Origin of the sequence: Bradyrhizobium brasilense (assembly GCF_029714345.1) — a bacterium.
Taxonomy (GTDB): domain Bacteria; phylum Pseudomonadota; class Alphaproteobacteria; order Rhizobiales; family Xanthobacteraceae; genus Bradyrhizobium; species Bradyrhizobium australafricanum.
This window is the reverse complement of record NZ_CP121669.1, coordinates 5,382,024-5,397,284: the sequence shown is the minus strand read 5'-3', so window position 1 is coordinate 5,397,284 and position 15,261 is coordinate 5,382,024. Positions and strand designations below refer to the sequence as shown.

General features: G+C 64.1%; 15 protein-coding genes. 7 read left to right on the top strand and 8 right to left on the bottom strand.

The genetic code is table 11. The features are described 5' to 3' along the window. The first annotated feature begins 2 nt into the window (after positions 1 to 2). A complete protein-coding gene (gene exbD, locus QA635_RS25485; RefSeq protein WP_076826519.1) occupies positions 3 to 467 on the top strand; it encodes a TonB system transport protein ExbD in 465 nt (154 codons plus the stop codon). Positions 468 to 478: 11 nt separating this feature from the next. Beyond that, positions 479 to 1,270: a TonB family protein gene (locus QA635_RS25480; RefSeq protein WP_168855706.1), complete on the top strand. Its 792-nt coding sequence runs from the start codon at positions 479 to 481 to the stop codon at positions 1,268 to 1,270. Between the two features lie 52 nt (positions 1,271 to 1,322). On the opposite strand, the gene QA635_RS25475 is transcribed toward QA635_RS25480, so the two are convergent. The 4 genes from QA635_RS25475 to QA635_RS25460 all read right to left on the bottom strand — a co-directional run bounded on the left by QA635_RS25475 (position 1,323) and on the right by QA635_RS25460 (position 4,931). Then, positions 1,323 to 2,516 (bottom strand): ABC transporter substrate-binding protein, encoded by a 1,194-nt coding sequence (locus tag QA635_RS25475; RefSeq protein ID WP_425249205.1) that lies wholly within the window; start codon positions 2,514 to 2,516, stop codon positions 1,323 to 1,325. 236 nt (positions 2,517 to 2,752) lie between these two features. After that, the gene (locus QA635_RS25470) at positions 2,753 to 3,160 is read right to left on the bottom strand and encodes a hypothetical protein (protein ID WP_026192644.1); all 408 of its coding nucleotides are present in this window, start codon (positions 3,158 to 3,160) and stop codon (positions 2,753 to 2,755) included. 103 nt (positions 3,161 to 3,263) lie between these two features. Then, the gene (locus QA635_RS25465) at positions 3,264 to 3,944 is read right to left on the bottom strand and encodes a site-2 protease family protein (protein WP_283062013.1); all 681 of its coding nucleotides are present in this window, start codon (positions 3,942 to 3,944) and stop codon (positions 3,264 to 3,266) included. A gap of 84 nt (positions 3,945 to 4,028) precedes the next feature. Beyond that, positions 4,029 to 4,931 carry a DMT family transporter gene (locus QA635_RS25460; protein ID WP_283062011.1) on the bottom strand — a complete coding sequence of 301 codons (903 nt, stop codon included), beginning with the start codon at positions 4,929 to 4,931 and terminating at the stop codon, positions 4,029 to 4,031. Positions 4,932 to 5,023: 92 nt separating this feature from the next. Here QA635_RS25460 and QA635_RS25455 point away from each other — a divergent pair, with 92 nt between their 5' ends. Further along, positions 5,024 to 5,896 (top strand): LysR substrate-binding domain-containing protein, encoded by an 873-nt coding sequence (locus tag QA635_RS25455; protein ID WP_283062009.1) that lies wholly within the window; start codon positions 5,024 to 5,026, stop codon positions 5,894 to 5,896. On the opposite strand, the gene QA635_RS25450 is transcribed toward QA635_RS25455, so the two are convergent. From QA635_RS25450 to gntR, 4 genes are all read right to left on the bottom strand, one after another. Beyond that, the gene (locus QA635_RS25450) at positions 5,893 to 6,639 is read right to left on the bottom strand and encodes an SDR family NAD(P)-dependent oxidoreductase (protein WP_283062007.1); all 747 of its coding nucleotides are present in this window, start codon (positions 6,637 to 6,639) and stop codon (positions 5,893 to 5,895) included. The two genes, QA635_RS25455 and QA635_RS25450, sit on opposite strands and share 4 nt — an antisense overlap. Positions 6,640 to 6,651: 12 nt before the next feature. Beyond that, positions 6,652 to 7,386: an SDR family oxidoreductase gene (locus QA635_RS25445; RefSeq protein WP_283062005.1), complete on the bottom strand. Its 735-nt coding sequence runs from the start codon at positions 7,384 to 7,386 to the stop codon at positions 6,652 to 6,654. Positions 7,387 to 7,499: 113 nt separating this feature from the next. Continuing rightward, positions 7,500 to 9,338: an IlvD/Edd family dehydratase gene (locus tag QA635_RS25440; protein ID WP_283062003.1), complete on the bottom strand. Its 1,839-nt coding sequence runs from the start codon at positions 9,336 to 9,338 to the stop codon at positions 7,500 to 7,502. A gap of 212 nt (positions 9,339 to 9,550) precedes the next feature. After that, positions 9,551 to 10,579: an HTH-type transcriptional regulator GntR gene (gene gntR / locus QA635_RS25435; protein ID WP_283062001.1), complete on the bottom strand. Its 1,029-nt coding sequence runs from the start codon at positions 10,577 to 10,579 to the stop codon at positions 9,551 to 9,553. A 205-nt stretch (positions 10,580 to 10,784) separates the two neighbouring features. Here gntR and QA635_RS25430 point away from each other — a divergent pair, with 205 nt between their 5' ends. The 4 genes from QA635_RS25430 to QA635_RS25415 all read left to right on the top strand — a co-directional run bounded on the left by QA635_RS25430 (position 10,785) and on the right by QA635_RS25415 (position 15,233). Continuing rightward, on the top strand, positions 10,785 to 11,852 hold the full coding sequence (locus QA635_RS25430) for an ABC transporter ATP-binding protein (protein ID WP_028334988.1): 1,068 nt from the start codon (positions 10,785 to 10,787) through the stop codon (positions 11,850 to 11,852). Between the two features lie 76 nt (positions 11,853 to 11,928). Further along, a complete protein-coding gene (locus QA635_RS25425; protein WP_283061998.1) occupies positions 11,929 to 13,248 on the top strand; it encodes an ABC transporter substrate-binding protein in 1,320 nt (439 codons plus the stop codon). A 109-nt stretch (positions 13,249 to 13,357) separates the two neighbouring features. Next, positions 13,358 to 14,317 (top strand): carbohydrate ABC transporter permease, encoded by a 960-nt coding sequence (locus QA635_RS25420; protein ID WP_018271134.1) that lies wholly within the window; start codon positions 13,358 to 13,360, stop codon positions 14,315 to 14,317. Continuing rightward, positions 14,310 to 15,233: a carbohydrate ABC transporter permease gene (locus QA635_RS25415; protein ID WP_283061995.1), complete on the top strand. Its 924-nt coding sequence runs from the start codon at positions 14,310 to 14,312 to the stop codon at positions 15,231 to 15,233. Before QA635_RS25420 ends, QA635_RS25415 begins: the two co-directional genes overlap by 8 nt. Positions 15,234 to 15,261 lie beyond the last annotated feature (28 nt).

The window sequence follows — 15,261 nt, the reverse complement described above, 5'->3', positions numbered from 1 at the left end:
CGATGGCAGTCTCGATCTCCGAGAACGATGGCGACGACGATTTCGCGGAATCCCACGAGATCAACGTCACGCCGTTCATCGACGTCATGCTGGTGCTGCTGATCATCTTCATGGTGGCGGCGCCGCTTTCGACCGTCGATTTGCCGATCGATCTGCCGACCTCCAGCGCGACGCCGCAGAAGAAGCCGGACAAGCCGACCTATCTCAGCATCAAGCCGGATCTGACGCTGGCGATCGGGGAGAACGCGGTGAAGCGCGTCGACCTGGTCAATTCGCTGGATGCTGTGCCCGACATGACCCGGGACAAATACGTGTTCCTGCGGGCCGATCGGATGGTACCCTATGGCGAGCTGATGGGCGTGATGGAGCTGCTGCGCGCCGGCGGCTACACGCACGTGAAGCTGGTCGCGCTCGAGGGCGTTCCGGGAGCGCCCGCGGCGGCGCAGGCCGATCCTGCCAAACCCTGACGGCGAACGCGATGTCCACCAACCCCGATCTCGATCTGCGGACCTCGAAGCGGCTCTGGGTGATCGCCGCTGTGACGGCAGTCGGGCTGCATCTAGGCGGTGCCGCGCTGGCGCTGACCAATTTGCGCGGCGACGACGGCGAGGGGCTCGGCGCTGCCGGTGCGGAATACGCCGTCGAGCTCGCCTCAGCAACCGACGAGGATAACCCGGCGCCCCCCGGACCGGAGGACCGTGCACAGGAAGCTGCGCCGGAAATGACCCAGCAGAAGGCGGAGGTCAAGGAGACCGACCTTCCGCAGGCCAAGCCGACCGAGACCGAGGACGCCGACCGCATCGTCACGGAAGACAACAGCAAGAAGCCGACGGAGGAGGAAGCCCAGGTCGCCAAGGTACAGACCGAGACGAGCGAGGCCGCCGAGAAGCACCAAGACCAATCGCCAACCAAGCTGGAGGACGCCCGTCAGTCGGAGACCACCAAGGCGCCCAACCCCGGCATCGGCAAGGACAAGCTGCTGCTGACCGCCCAATGGGGCAAGAAGATCAGCGCCTATCTCGACCTGCACAAGAAATTCCCGGAGAACGGCAAGGCCAAAGCGGCCAAGGTGAAGATCGCTCTCGTGCTCAACCGCGTCGGCAAGGTGTTGTCGGTCGCGGTGATGGAATCGTCGGGCGATGCCGCTTTCGACGACGCGGCGATCTCGATGGTCCACCGTTCCGATCCGGTCCCGGCACCGCCGGCTGCACTGCCCGAGGATCAGTTCTCCTTCAGCCTCGACGTCAACTACAACAAGCCGAAGAAGTAGTTGTTGTCCTTCCGGGGCGCGACGAAGTCGCGAGCCCCGGAACGACGTTGCCTCAGCTCTTCTTCACCAGCGGGCAGACGCTCTTCTCGAGCGGGAGGAAGGCCTCGTCCGCGGGGATGGTGGCGACCAGCTTGTAATAGTCCCACGGATATTTTGACTCGGATGGCTTCTTCACCTCGAACAGAGAGGCCGGGTGGATCTTGCGGCCGTCGACGCGGATCGAGCCCTTGCCGAACAGGGGATCGTCGGTCGGCATCTCCTTCATCTTGGCGACCACGGCGCGGCCGTCATGCGGATTGCCGCCGAGCGCTTCCAGCGCCTTGAAATAGTGGATCAGCGAGGAATAGACGCCGGCCTGCACCATGGTCGGCGGGTTCTTCTTGAAGCGCTCCATGAAGCGCTTGGAGAAGGCGCGGGTCTGGTCGTTCATGTCCCAGTAGAATGTCTCGGTGAAGTTCAGCCCCTGCGCGACGTTGAGGCCGAGCGCGTTGATGTCGGTGATGAACAACAGCATGCCGGCAAGCCGCTGGCCGCCGGAGACGATGCCGAATTCCGCGGCCTGCTTGATCGCGTTGGTGGTGTCGCCGCCGGCGTTGGCGAGACCGACGATCTTGGCCTTCGAGCTTTGCGCCTGCAGCAGGAAGGACGAGAAGTCGGCATTGTTGAGCGGATGCTTGACGCTGCCGAGCACCTTGCCGCCATTCGCGGTGACCACCGCCGAGGTGTCGCGCTCGAGCGCTTGGCCGAACGCATAGTCCGCGGTGAGGAAGAACCAGGTGTCGCCGCCGGATTTGACCAGCGCTTTGCCGGTGCCGTTGGCGAGCATGTAGGTGTCATAGACCCAGTGCACCGTGTTCGGCGAACACTGCGCGCCCGTGAGGTCGGACGAGGCCGAGCCCGAGTTCAGGTTGACGACGTTCTTCTCCTTCGAGAGGTTGGCAATCGCGAGCCCGACATTGGAGGCCGCGAGATCGACGAACACGTCGACCTTCTCGACGTCGATCCACTGCTTGCCGATATTGACCGCGACATCGGGCTTGTTCTGGTGATCGGCCGAGATCAGATCGATCTTCCAGCCCTTCGCCAGCAGCCCGGAATCCTCGATCGCCATCTGCGCCGCCACCGTCGAGCCGGGACCGCCGATATCCTGATAGAGGCCGGACTGATCGCCGAGCGCGCCGACCTTGGCGACCTTGTCCATCGTCTGCGCCGACGCACCGCCGCAGAACGCAAGACTCGTGGCCATGACCAGGGCCGTTGTGACCGAGGCTGCAATGGAACGCTTCATCTTCCCTCCAGTATGATTTTGTTTTTGAGTTCCGGATTATGCCCGGCATCGGGCGCATCGCCTAGAGCGCCGGCGCGATCGCTCGCGCGCGATATTCCACGCCACGGCGATCGCGCAGCCGGTAACGCGCGACGGGATGCCGCGGTGTGCGTGGTTCGATCATCGGACGCGGATAGGGTGAAGCGCGGACGGCGCTATTTCCAGTAGTACCGGATCGCGACGTAGACCACGACGAGGCAGGCGAAGATCAGTGCCACCGGCATCGAACGCTTGGCGTTCGGGTCGGAGGTGCTCGTCTTCTTGGGGGGCAGGCGGCGGAACGTCGTGACGTTGCCGCTGTCGGCGACCGGTTCGCGCGCGCGCGCTGGAACCTCCGGCGCTTTGCCGGCGCCGCCCATCTCGACATAGTAGGTGCGGTACATCTCCTGGATGGTCGCCTCGCCGGCGTCGGCTTCGCTCATCTGTCCCAGCAGCTTGTTGTAAATGGCCAGGAAATTCTGCGCCTCAGGCGGCAAGGCGGAGGCGCCGTTCAGCTTGGCCATCATCTTCCAGGTCGCAAAGTCGGCCCGCGCGCGGGTGTCGGCGCGTCGTGCAATCAGCATATCGGCAGCTTTGATCACCATGGCCTCGAAGCGTTCCTGTCCTCAACGCATGACCGGGAAAATTGGCTACCGGTTTTTCGATCGGGTCGTGCGTAAATCAAGGCTATGTGTTTCCGGTAATGAGGAGAAGGGCGTTCCTCACATAGCCGGTCAGAATTCCTAGTATCGTTGAAATAACATCAAGATTTAGGCCGACTTGCTGGCCAATCACCGGCAGCAGGATCAACAGCCCGATGAGGATCAGCATGCCGTAGGGCTCCAGCCGGGCGAGCGGGATCGCCAGCGGCCTTGGCAGCAGCCCGACCGCGACCCGGCCACCGTCCAGCGGCGGGATCGGCATCATGTTGAAGATCGCGAGCACGATGTTGATCAGGAAGGCGTTTTTCAGATTGTCCGCGGTCCATTTTGCGGCATCGGCCGGCACCAATGGCAGCGCGTGGAATGCCAGCGCCGCGGCGATCGCCAGGATGATGTTGGTGGCCGGGCCGGCCAGCGCCACCCACACCATGTCGAGCTTGGGATGATTGAGCTTGCGGAAGTTCACCGGCACCGGCTTGGCGTAGCCGAACAGGAACGGCGAATGCGCGAACAGCAGCACTGCAGGCAGGATCAGCGTGCCGAACGGATCGATGTGCTTCAGCGGGTTGAAGCTGACGCGGCCGAGCTGCCAGGCGGTGTCGTCGCCGAGCCGGTGCGCGACGAAGCCATGCGCGGCTTCGTGAAACGTGATCGCAATGACCACCGGCAATACCCAGACGGAGATGTCATAGAGGGAGATGTTCAATGGCGTGCCGCCTCAGTTCGCTGGGACCGGACCTCAGGCTAGCACGGATTCGCTGAAGGCCTTGCTGGCGAGCGTTGCCGCAGGTCAACGCATGTCGGGGGCGACCGCGTGCGTCGGGGGCGGCTGGGTGGTCGCGATCCAGATGCCAGCGAAAACGGTGACGATGCCGGCCAAAAGATTCCAGCTCAGCGGCTCGCCGAGCAGCGCTGCGCCGACCAGCGATGCCGCGATCGGATTGACGGTGACCGAGATCGCCACCCGGGTCGGCGTCGTCCGTTCCAGCGCGAAGGCCCAGAGATAGAAGGTGAGTGCGGCGCCGAAGCCGCCGAGATAGATCGCGCCGAACCATTGCGGCGCGCCGAAATCGGCAACCGGCGCAAAACTGCCGCGCAGCAGCGAGGCGACAATGAGCACCACCGCCCCGGCGGCCATCGCGAGCGTGGTGAAGGGGATCGGGCCGGAGCGGCGGATATAGGGTTTTGACCAGATGCTGTAGAGCGCCATGCACAGCGCGGCTGCGATCATCAAGAGGTCGCCGCGCCAGGCACCAGGCGGCGCCGTGGCGAGGCCGGAGAGCAGCGCCATCGAGACGCCGAGGATGGTGATCAGGACGCCTGCGGTCTTGCGCGCGGTGAGCGCTTCGGCGCCCAGCACCGCGCCGACCAGCATGGTCAGCAGCGGCAGCGTCGACAGCGCAAGCGCGCCGCGCGCGGCGGTGGTGAAGATCAGCGAGGCGTTGAACAGGACCGGAAACGCCGCAAAGAACAATAGGCCGAGGCCGGCGACGCCGAGCCAGTCGTGCCGCGTCGGCCAGCTCCGGCGTTGCAGTAGTGCCAGCGGCAGCAGCAGCAAGACGCCGATCCCGAAGCGGAACGCGCCGATCGCCAGCGGGTCGATGGCGCCGACCAGAAACCGCGTCGCCCCGATCGAAGTGCCGCCGAGCGCGCTCGATGCCACCGCCGCCAACACCCCCCAGATCTCGCCCATTCCGTTCGCCCCTTGGTTTTGCTTGCGCAATCTAGGGACAAGGACATAATCAGGAAATGGAATAGATTTGATCGAGTAAATCACAGATCGTTATGAGCGCGCCCATCCTGGACCCGGATCTTCTGCAGGCCTTTGTCGCGGTTGCGGAGCATCGCTCCTTCACCCGCGCGGCCTCGGCGCTGAACCGGACCCAATCCGCCGTCAGCATGCAGGTGAAGCGGCTGGAAGAGCGGCTGCAGGCCGAACTGTTTCACCGCAGCACGTCAAGCGTCGATCTGAGTGCGGCAGGCGAGGGATTGCTCGGCTATGCCCGCCGCATTTTGAGCCTCAACGCGGAGGCGGTCGGCCGGGTGCGCGCGCACGGCACGGATGGACGGGTTCGCCTCGGCGTGATGGACGACTATGGGACGATGCTCGTCCCGCCGTTGCTCAAGGACTTCATCGCCAGCTATCCGCTGATCCATGTCGAGATGGAGACCGGGCTGACGTCGACAATGACCGATCGGCTCGGCGAAGCCTATGACCTTGTCATCGCGATGCACCCCGAGGGACGCGGCGAGGGCGAGTTGCTGCGTACCGACCAGGCGGTGTGGGCCGCGAGCGCCGCGCATCGCGTCGAGGAGCTCGATCCGCTGCCGGTCGCGCTCTATCCGCAGGGCTGCCTGTTCCGGAGCTGGGCGATGCAGGCGCTGGACGAGGCGAACCGGCCGTGGCGGCTCGCCTTTGTCAGCCACAGCCTGTCCGCGGTCGAGGCGATCGCGGCGCAGGGGCTTGCTGTGACCGTGGTCAAGTCGGGGACGTTTCCGCCGACGCTGCGTCGGCTGACCGCGCGCGACGGCATGCCGCGGCTGCCGCGGGCCGAGATACGGCTGCATCGCGCGCAAAACCTGTCGCACGCGGCGTCACTCCTGGGCGATCATCTCGTCGCGGCGCTGCGGCAGCCGGCGAGGCGAGTGGCGATCTAATAGGTCGCGCGGCCGCCGGAGATGTCGAACACCGCGCCGGTGGAGAAGGCGCAGTCTTCCGATGCCAGCCACGCCACCATCGAGGCGAGCTCCTCGACCTGCACGAAGCGGGCCTTCGGGATCTTCGACAGCATGAAGTCGATGTGCTGCTTGGTCATCTGCTCGAAGATCGCGGTCTTCGCCGCGGCCGGCGTCACCGCATTGACCAGGATGTCGTGCTGCGCGAGCTCCTTGCCGAGCGACTTGGTGAGCGCGATCAGGCCCGCCTTGGACGACGAATAATGCGCGGCGTTCGGATTGCCTTCCTTGCCGGCGATCGAGGCGATGTTGACGATGCGGCCGTATTTCTGGCCGATCATGGTCGGCACGATCGCCTTGCAGCAGATGAAGGGACCCTCGAGATTGATGCGCATCACCCTGCGCCAGTCGTCGAGATCGGTTTCCCATACCGGCTTGTTGGCTCCGGTGATGCCGGCGTTGTTGACGAGAATGTCGATCTTGCCGAACGCCCGCAGCGTTTGATCGCGCGCGGCGTCGACCGCGTCGGGATCGGTGACGTCGGTCCTGATCGCGATCACGTTCTCGCCGATCGCCCGCGCGGTCTTCTCGGCCAGCGGCTGGTCGAAATCCCAGATCGCGACCTTGGCGCCCGACGCGACAAAGCGTTCGGTGATGGCGCGGCCAAATCCCTGCGCGCCGCCGGTGACGACGGCACAGCGGCCGTTCAGATCGATCTTGTTCATGTTGCCTCCCGATTAGAGCGTCCAGCCGCCGTCGATGACATGCGCGACGCCTGTGGTGAACGAGCTTTCGTCGCTGGCAAGATAGACGGCGAGCGCGGCGATTTCCTCGGCGGTGCCGAGCCGGCCCATCGGCTGGCGCGCAACGAACATCTCGCGTCCCTGCGGGCCGGCAGCCGCCGCACGCTCAAGCATCGAAGGCGTCTCGATGGTGCCGGGGCAGATGCAGTTGCAGCGGACGCCCTTGGTGATGAAGTCGGCCGCGACCGAGCGCGTCAGTGCCGCGACCGCGGCCTTGGTGGCGCTATAGACGTAGCGGTTCGGCGCCGCCTTCACCGCGCCGGCGGCGGAGGCGATGTTGACGATGGCGCCGCCGCCCTGCGCCAGCATGCCGGGCAGGAAGGCGCGCGTGGTGCGGTGCATCGACTTGACGTTGAGGTCGAAGGAGAAGTCCCAGTCGTCGTCCGAGCACTCCAGCACCGTGCCGTGATGCACGAAGCCCGCGGCATTGAGCAGGATGTCGGTCTTGCCGGCGCGTTTTGCGATTGCCTCGACCGCTGCGGTATCACGCACGTCGAGCTTCGCAACCTCGGCGACGCCTTCCTGCTTGAGCAGCGCAAGCTTGCCTTCGTCGATATCGGTCGCGAACACGCTCGCGCCCTCGCGCGCAAAGGCCAGCGCGCAGGCGCGGCCGATGCCGACGGCCGCTGCGGTTACGAATGCGCGTTTGCCCTTCAGGCGGTCTGACATGCGTTTCTTCCTTCTTTGGCGATTTGCAGGGTCATGCGCGGGCTTGACCCGCGCATCCATCTTTCGAGGAACGATGGATTGCCGGGTCGAGCCCGGCAATGACGGTTTGCGTCCTAGTGATTGTCGCGCGCCACGCCGACCTTGCCGGCGATATCGTGGTAGCGCGTCGCGAGCTCGAGGCAGGCGCCGGTCGCGTGCTGGCCGACGGTCTTGCGGTAGAGCTCTTGCCACGGCGTCTGGTTGGCCGGATGCGGGAAGCCGCCCTTGGCCTTCAGCTCGGCGCGGCGGGTGCGCAGCTCATCCTCCGAGATCATGATGTTGGCGCTGCCCTTGTTGAGGTCGATGCGCACCTTGTCGCCGGTCCTCAGGATCGCGAGCCCGCCATCGGCGGCGGCCTCGGGCGAAGCGTTGAGGATCGAGGGCGAGCCCGAGGTGCCGGACTGCCTTCCGTCGCCGATGCAGGGCAGGGACAGGATGCCGCGTTTGATTAGCGCCGCGGGCGGCTGCATGTTCACGACCTCGGCGCCGCCGGGATAGCCGATCGGGCCGGTGCCGCGGACGAACAGGACGCAGTGCTCATCGATGTCGAGCGCGGGATCCTCGATGCGGTTGTGATAATCCTCCGGCCCCTCGAACACGATGGCGCGGCCCTCGAATGCATTGAGGTCCTTCGGGTTGGACAGATAGCGGTCGCGGAATTCTTTCGAGATCACGCTGGTCTTCATGATCGCGGAATCAAAGAGATTGCCGCGCAAGACCAGGAAGCCGGCGTCCTTCACCAGTGGCTTGTCGTAGCCCCAGATCACGTCGCCGTCGGGCGCAGGTGCTTCCTTGCAGTTCTCGCCCATGGTGCGGCCGTTGACGGTGAGGGCGCCTTCGTGGATGCGCTTGTGCTTGATCAGCTCGCGCACCACCGAGGGCACGCCGCCGGCGCGGTGATATTCCTCGCCGAGATAGAAGCCGGCCGGCTGCATGTTCACCAGCAGCGGGACGTCATGGCCGTATTTCTGCCAGTCGTCGATCGACAGCTCGACGCCGACATGGCGCGCCAGGGCATTGATGTGGATCGGCGCATTGGTCGAGCCGCCGATCGCGGAGTTGACCACAATGCAGTTCTCGAACGCCTCGCGCGTCAGGAAGTCCGATGGCTTCAAATCCTCCCAGACCATGTCGACGATGCGCTTTCCCGTCTCGTAGGCGATCTGGCCGCGTTCGCGATACGGCGCCGGGATCGCCGCGCAGCCCGGCAGCGAGAAGCCGAGCGCTTCCGCGAGCGAGTTCATGGTGGAGGCGGTGCCCATCGTGTTGCAATGGCCGACCGAGGGGGCCGAGGAGGCCACGATCTCGATGAATTGCTCATAGTCGATCTCGCCAGCGGCGAGCCGCTCGCGCGCCTTCCACACCACGGTGCCGGAGCCGGTGCGCTGGCCCTCGTGCCAGCCGTTCAGCATCGGGCCGCCCGACAGCACGATCGCCGGCAGGTTGACGGTCGCCGCCGCCATCATGCAGGCCGGTGTGGTCTTGTCGCAGCCGGTGGTCAGCACCACGCCGTCGAGCGGATAGCCGAACAGCACCTCGACCAGGCCGAGATAGGCGAGGTTGCGGTCGAGCGCCGCGGTCGGGCGCTTGCCGGTCTCCTGGATCGGATGGGTGGGAAACTCCATGGCGATGCCGCCGGCGGCGCGGATGCCCTCGCGGACGCGGTGCGCGAGCTCGAGGTGATGCCGATTGCAGGGCGACAGGTCGTTGCCGGTCTGCGCGATGCCGATGATCGGCTTGCCCGACTGCAATTCCTCGCGCGTCAGGCCGTAATTGAGATAGCGCTCGAGATAGAGCGCGGTCATGCCCGGATTGTGCGGGTTGTCGAACCATTCCTGGGAGCGGAGCCTGCGGCCCTTGCCCTTGCTAGTGGCGCCTGCGGCGTCGTGCCCGTTGGTGGGGGATTTTGTCATTGGTTTCTCCCGCAATGCAAACTCTGGTGGGCCCATTCAAGGGCTCTGGTTCAACGTCGTTGCTACCTTGCGCAAATCGTCGTGCATTACAAACCCGACCGATCACGCACAGGTGTTTCGTGTGATGGATTGGACCTTAGTTGAAGGGTCTTGGTTGCGCTATCATTTTATCATTTTTCGGGTCCCTTGTGACGGCCAGGTGCCGGGCGACGTCAATTGCGTCGCGCCGAGCTTTGCCGTTCCATGACACTGAAGCCGAGATCGACGACGGGTTCGGCGGGCCGGCGCCCTTCCAGCGTCTCGATCACCATCACGGCAGCGTTTCTGCCCATTTCATAGCGATTGGTGCGCACGCTGCTCAGCGTCGGCTCGCTCGACGCCATGAATTCGAGGTCGTTGAAGCCGACGATCGCCATCTGCTCCGGCACCGCCATGTGCCGGCGCCTGCATTCGAACAGCGCGCCGAGCGCAAGGTCGTCATTGACGCAGAACACGGCGTCGATGTCGGGCGCCTTGGCGAGCAGGTCGGCAAACAGCGTCCCGCCGAGCGTGACCGAGGTCGGGATCGCCGTTGTCACAATAAGCTGTGGATCGAACAGCCCAGCTTCCGTCATCGCGAAGCGATAACCGTCGAGCCGGCGCTGCACCCGCGGGTCCATCCGCGCGCCGAGGAATCCGATCCGCCGGTAGCCCTGCGCGAGCAGGTGGGCGATGGCCGCTTTTGCGGCGTCAAAATGCGAGAATCCGATCATCATGTCGATCGGGGAGGGACCGACCTCCATGATCTGGACGATCGGACAATCGACCGTCTCCATGATGCGGCGGGAATCGGCGGTCTGGTTGATGCCGGTAATGATCAGCCCGGCGGGCTTCTGTGCCAGAAACAGACGCAGCAGGCGCTCTTCCTGCAGGATGCTGTAGCGGGTGTTGGCGAGCTGAATGCTGTAGCGACTGCCGTCGAGCGCGTCATAGATGCCGCGCAGCACGTCGGAGAACACGTTGTTGGTCAGCGACGGGATCAGGACACCGATCACCTCGGTGCGCTGCGACGCAAGCGCGCGTGCCGCGAGATTGGGCACGTAACCGAGTTCTTTTGCCGCACTTTCGACCCGCGCCCGCTTGCCGGCCGAAAGTGCTTCCGGATTCCTGAAGAACCGTGAGGCCGTAATCGGACTGACACCGGCGAGCTTCGCGACTTCGGCGAGCCGGATCTTGCCTGGCGTGATGCGCTTTCGGGCCATTTGCCGCTCATATCACGACGTTCGTCGCAGACAAACTGATATTGACAGCGCTACCAAGCGATTGCTAATCGAACGATTGCCAAAACCGGATAAACTGCGGACAATAACGCCAGTCCAACAGCGCCGCGCACCCAGCGCGGCCGGAACAAAACAGAGCGGTGGCGGCACTCGTCGTACGTCGTCGGGAACTTGAGGAGGGAAGTGGATGTCGTCGGTCCAGATTCGCGACGTGCGGAAATCGTTCGGCAATTTTGAGGTTCTGCACGGCGTGTCGATCCCGATCGAGGACGGCGAGTTCGTCGTTCTGGTCGGCCCCTCCGGCTGCGGCAAGTCGACCCTGCTGCGCATGCTGGCGGGGCTCGAGAACATCACCTCCGGCACGATCTCGATCGGCGACCGCGTCGTCAACAATGTCCAGCCCAAAGAGCGCGACATTGCGATGGTGTTCCAGAACTACGCGCTCTACCCGCACATGACGGTCGCCGACAACATGGGCTTCTCGCTCAAGCTGCGCGGCGCCAAGCCCGAGGAAATCTCGACCGGCGTCAAGCGCGCCGCGGAAATCCTCGCACTGACGCCGCTGCTCGAGCGCTATCCTCGCCAGCTTTCGGGCGGCCAGCGCCAGCGCGTCGCGATGGGCCGCGCCATCGTGCGCGATCCCCAGGTGTTCCTGTTCGACGAGCCGCTGTCGAACCTCGACGCCAAGCTGCGTGTTGCGATGCGCACCGAGATCAAGGAGCTGCACCAGCGGCTGAAGACCACGACCGTCTACGTCACCCACGACCAGATCGAGGCCATGACCATGGCCGACAAGATCGTCGTGATGCACGACGGCATCGTCGAGCAGATGGGCTCGCCGCTCGAGCTCTATGACACGCCGGCGAACCAGTTCGTGGCCGGCTTCATCGGCTCGCCGGCGATGAATTTCCTTAAGGGCAATGTGAAGGTGAACGGCGCCGCCTATTTCGAGGGACCGAACGGCGTCAAGCTGCCGCTGAAATCGGCGCCGGCCAATTCCGACGGCCAACCCGCGGTCTACGGCGTGCGGCCCGAGCACTTCACCATCGCCGATGACGGCGCCGAGGCCGAGATCGTGGTGGTCGAGCCGACCGGTTCGGAGACCCAGGTGTTCGCCAAGCTCGGCGGCGAGCAGGTCGTCGCCGTGTTCCGCGAGCGCCATCTGTTCAACCCGGGCGACAAGGTTCGGCTCAAGCCGGATCCGTCGCTGGTCCATCTGTTCGACGATTCGACGGGGAAACGACTGAACAGCTGACGGACCGATCGATCTTAATGGCCGACCAACAGGCCAGATCAAAAACAACAAAAACACAATCATAGGGAGAAGGACGATGCACGATTTTACTCGCCGCTCGCTACTTCAGGGCGGCACGGCGCTGGCTGCAACCGGCATGCTCACCGGGCCGGCGCTGTTCGACTTCGCCAAGGCCTGGGCGCAGAGCGCGCCCTGGAAGGCGGAGCCCGGCGCCAAGCTCACCGTGATGCGCTGGAAGCGCTTCGTGCCCGCGGAAGACGATGCATTCAACGCCATGGTCGCGGCCTTCAAGTCGGCAACCGGCACCGAGATGAACGTGTTCAGCGAGTCCTTCGAGGATGTGCAGCCGAAGGCCTCGGTCGCCGCCAACACCGGTTCGGGCCTCGATCTGGCCTGGGGCCTGCACACGCTGCCGCAGCTGTTCCCGACCAAGGTCCTCCTGATGAACGACGTTGCCGATTATCTCGGCAAGAAGTACGGCGGGTGGACCGAGGCTGCCGCCACAACCTGCAAGAAGGGCAACGACTGGCTCGGCATTCCTGTCGCGACCGTCGGCGGCTACCTGACTTATCGCAAGTCGGCGGTCGAGAAGGCCGGCTTCAAGCAGGTGCCGTCCGACTTCCCGGCCTATCTCGAACTGTGCAAGGCGCTGAAGAAGAACAACACGCCGGCCGGCTTCGCGCTCGGCCACGCCACTGGCGACGCCAATGCCTGGGTGCACAACATCCTCTGGGGCCACAATGGCTGGACCGTCGACAAGGACGACAAGGTCATCATCAACTCGCCGGAGACGATGAAGGCGCTGGAATATGCCAAGGCGCTGTCGGAGACCTTCATTCCGGGTGTCGCGTCCTGGAACGACTCCTCCAACAACAAGGCCTTCCTGTCCGGCGAACTGTTCCTGACCTCGAACGGCATCTCGATCTACATCGCCGCCAAGGACGACCCGAGCAAGAAGGAGCTCGCGGACGATATCGACCACGCGCTGTGGCCGGTCGGGCCGATCGGCAAGCCGACCGAGTTGCAGCTCGCGGTTCCGATCCTCGCGTTCAACTTTACGAAGTATCCGAACGCGGCAAAGGCCTTCGTCGCCTTCATGCTGGAGAAGGAGAATTACGACAAGTGGCTGACCGGTGCGCGGGGTTATCTCACCCACACGCTCAATGCCTACGACTCGGCTCCGGTGTGGACCGCCGATCCGAAGAACGCGGTGTTCGGCCAGGCCTCGAAGCGCGCGCTGCCGGCCTCCGGCATCGGCACGCCCGGCGAGAAGGCCGCGACCGCGATCGCCGACTTCATCGTAGTCGACATGTTCGCGAACTACTGCACCGGTGCCAAGGACGGCAAGGCCGCGATGGCGGAAGCCGAACGGCAGCTGAAGCGTATCTATCGCTGATGTGATGGCCGCGGGCGGCGGAGCGCCGCCGCCCGCGTCATCATTGGAATGCCATCATTGGAATATTGCGTAGTCATGCTCAATCCGTTGAGCAATCGGGACATCGCCTATGGCTGACATCGCCCTCGCGCCGCGACGTGCGAAAACCGAAATCCGCGAAGCGACCGCATGGGATCAGCTCCGCCACAACAAGAACTGGCTCGGATTCTGGTTCATGTTGCCGGCGATGGCGTTCCTGATCTTCTTCCTGGCCTATCCGCTCGGGCTCGGCATCTGGCTGTCCTTCACCGACACCCGCATCGGCCGCGTCGGTCATTTCATCGGCACCGAGAACTATGAATGGTTGTGGGACGATGCCATCTTCTGGCTGTCGGTCTTCAACACGCTGCTCTACACCTTCATCGCGAGCGCCGTGAAGTTCGCGGTCGGGCTCTATCTGGCGCTGCTGCTCAACGAGCGCATGCCGTTCAAGGCGCTGTTGCGGGCCGCGGTGCTGATCCCCTTCATCGTGCCGACCGTGCTGTCGGCGCTGGCGTTCTGGTGGATCTTCGATTCCCAGTTCTCGATCATCTCCTGGTCGCTCAAGCATCTCGGCCTGATCACCCAGAACATCAATTTCCTCGGCGACACCACCTGGGCCCGGATCTGCGTGATCTTCGCCAATATCTGGCGCGGCGTACCGTTCGTGGCGATCACGCTGCTGGCGGGCCTGCAGACCGTGCAGCCGTCGCTGTATGAGGCGGCGACCCTGGATGGCGCCTCGCGCTGGCAGATGTTCCGCTACATCACCTATCCCTTGCTAACGCCGATCATCGCCGTCGTGATGACGTTCTCGGTGCTGTTCACCTTCACCGATTTCCAGCTGATCTGGGCGATGACCCGTGGCGGCCCGGTCAACGCCACTCATTTGATGGCGACGCTGTCGTATCAGCGCGCGATCATCGCGGGGCAGCTGGGCGAGGGCGCCGCGATCTCGAGCGCGATGATCCCGTTCCTGCTCGCCGCGATCATGGTGTCATGGTTCGGCCTGCAGCGCAGGAAGTGGCAGCAGGGAGAGAGCAATGACTGATCTTCCCGCCTCCAAGGTCGACCTCAAGAGCATCCTGTCGACGTCGTCGCGCGTCGATAACAGCGAGGGCATGAGCTACCTGCAGTCGGTGCCGCGGCGGATCGTGACGCTCTACATCCCGCTGTCGATCATCGTGATCATCCTGCTGTTCCCGTTCTATTGGATGGGGCTGACGGCGATCAAGCCGGACGAGCAACTGCTCGACCTCGACAAGTACAATCCGTTCTGGACCTGGAATCCGACCTTCAAGCACATCCACAAGCTGCTGTTCGAGAGCTACTATCCGCATTGGCTCTGGAACACGATGTATGTGGCGGTGGGCGCCACCGTGCTGTCGATCATCGCGAGCGTGCTCGCGGCCTATGCGATCGTGCGGCTGCGCTACAAGGGCGCCAACGTCGTCGGCGGCCTGATCTTCCTGGCCTATCTGGTGCCGCCGTCGATCCTGTTCATTCCGCTCGCGACCGTCGTGTTTCAGTACGGCCTGTTCGACTCGCCGCTAGCGCTGATCATGACCTATCCGACGATCCTGATCCCGTTCTCGACCTGGCTGTTGATGGGCTATTTCAAGACCATTCCGTTCGAGCTCGAGGAATGCGCACTGATCGACGGCGCCAGCCGCTGGCAGATCCTGATCAAGATCGTGCTGCCGCTTGCCGTCCCTGGCCTGATCTCGGCCTTCATCTTCTGCTTCACGCTATGCTGGAACGAATTCATCTATGCGCTGACGTTCCTGCAATCGACCCCGAACAAGACCGTGCCGGTCGCCATCGTCAACGAATTCGTTGACGGTGACATCTATCGCTGGGGGTCCCTGATGGCAGGGGCGCTATGCGGCTCGCTGCCGCTGGTTATTCTTTACGCGTTCTTCGTAGAGCATTATGTCTCGGCGATGACGGGTGCCGTGAAGGAATGAGCGCGCAAGGCCCGCAGCTGAATTCGAA

What these genes read in the sequence shown, in the direction of transcription:
- QA635_RS25415 (WP_283061995.1), top strand. Translation starts at nt 14,310, where the DNA reads ATGACTGATCTTCCCGCCTCCAAGGTCGACCTCAAGAGCATCCTGTCG.
- QA635_RS25425 (WP_283061998.1), top strand. Translation starts at nt 11,929, where the DNA reads ATGCACGATTTTACTCGCCGCTCGCTACTTCAGGGCGGCACGGCGCTG.
- gntR (WP_283062001.1), bottom strand. Translation starts at nt 10,579, where the DNA reads ATGGCCCGAAAGCGCATCACGCCAGGCAAGATCCGGCTCGCCGAAGTC.
- exbD (WP_076826519.1), top strand. Translation starts at nt 3, where the DNA reads ATGGCAGTCTCGATCTCCGAGAACGATGGCGACGACGATTTCGCGGAA.
- QA635_RS25480 (WP_168855706.1), top strand. Translation starts at nt 479, where the DNA reads ATGTCCACCAACCCCGATCTCGATCTGCGGACCTCGAAGCGGCTCTGG.
- QA635_RS25430 (WP_028334988.1), top strand. Translation starts at nt 10,785, where the DNA reads ATGTCGTCGGTCCAGATTCGCGACGTGCGGAAATCGTTCGGCAATTTT.
- QA635_RS25450 (WP_283062007.1), bottom strand. Translation starts at nt 6,639, where the DNA reads ATGAACAAGATCGATCTGAACGGCCGCTGTGCCGTCGTCACCGGCGGC.
- QA635_RS25455 (WP_283062009.1), top strand. Translation starts at nt 5,024, where the DNA reads ATGAGCGCGCCCATCCTGGACCCGGATCTTCTGCAGGCCTTTGTCGCG.
- QA635_RS25460 (WP_283062011.1), bottom strand. Translation starts at nt 4,931, where the DNA reads ATGGGCGAGATCTGGGGGGTGTTGGCGGCGGTGGCATCGAGCGCGCTC.
- QA635_RS25440 (WP_283062003.1), bottom strand. Translation starts at nt 9,338, where the DNA reads ATGACAAAATCCCCCACCAACGGGCACGACGCCGCAGGCGCCACTAGC.
- QA635_RS25420 (WP_018271134.1), top strand. Translation starts at nt 13,358, where the DNA reads ATGGCTGACATCGCCCTCGCGCCGCGACGTGCGAAAACCGAAATCCGC.
- QA635_RS25475 (WP_425249205.1), bottom strand. Translation starts at nt 2,516, where the DNA reads ATGGCCACGAGTCTTGCGTTCTGCGGCGGTGCGTCGGCGCAGACGATG.
- QA635_RS25445 (WP_283062005.1), bottom strand. Translation starts at nt 7,386, where the DNA reads ATGTCAGACCGCCTGAAGGGCAAACGCGCATTCGTAACCGCAGCGGCC.
- QA635_RS25470 (WP_026192644.1), bottom strand. Translation starts at nt 3,160, where the DNA reads ATGCTGATTGCACGACGCGCCGACACCCGCGCGCGGGCCGACTTTGCG.